Origin of the sequence: Mesorhizobium sp. M4B.F.Ca.ET.143.01.1.1 (assembly GCF_004792275.1) — a bacterium.
GTDB classification, from domain to species: Bacteria; Pseudomonadota; Alphaproteobacteria; order Rhizobiales; family Rhizobiaceae; genus Mesorhizobium; species Mesorhizobium abyssinicae.
The window spans coordinates 1-408 of sequence record NZ_SRSR01000112.1 but is presented as its reverse complement, the minus strand read 5'-3'; the positions used below and the strand labels follow the sequence as shown (position 1 = coordinate 408).

Sequence of the window (408 nt, the reverse complement as noted above, 5' to 3'; positions counted from 1 at the left end):
GAGATCAAGGAATTCGTCGCCGCCTGGATCACCATACCGAAGGCGCTGCAGAGCCGTGTCGGAAAGGCTTATGCGGCGCTGGGCAGCGGCGCGACAATCGGCCCGCGCGTCTTCAGCCGGCAGAGCAGGATCGAACTGCGCGTCGGACCGCTGAGCCTCGACGACTTCAAGTCGTTCCTGCCCGGAGAACGCCGCCTTGCCCTGTTCAAGAAGGCGGTGCGCGACATGATCGGAGAGGCGCTCGACGTCGATCTGCGCATCGTGCTCGCGCGGGAGGCGGTGCCACCGCCTAAAATGGGAACCATCCAGCTCGGCCGGACCTCCTGGCTTTCGCGTCCCGCCGAGAAGGGCGACGCCGACGATCTCAGGTTGAGCACCGTCGTCGGCTGGCGGCCGGACATGGCGGAG

Annotated in this window: 1 protein-coding gene; it reads left to right on the top strand. The window is 66.7% G+C overall.

The window, feature by feature from the left end; genetic code table 11:
• A partial coding sequence (locus tag EN786_RS36195) for a type VI secretion system baseplate subunit TssG (protein WP_135910056.1) occupies nt 1–408 on the top strand: 408 nt, incomplete at both ends.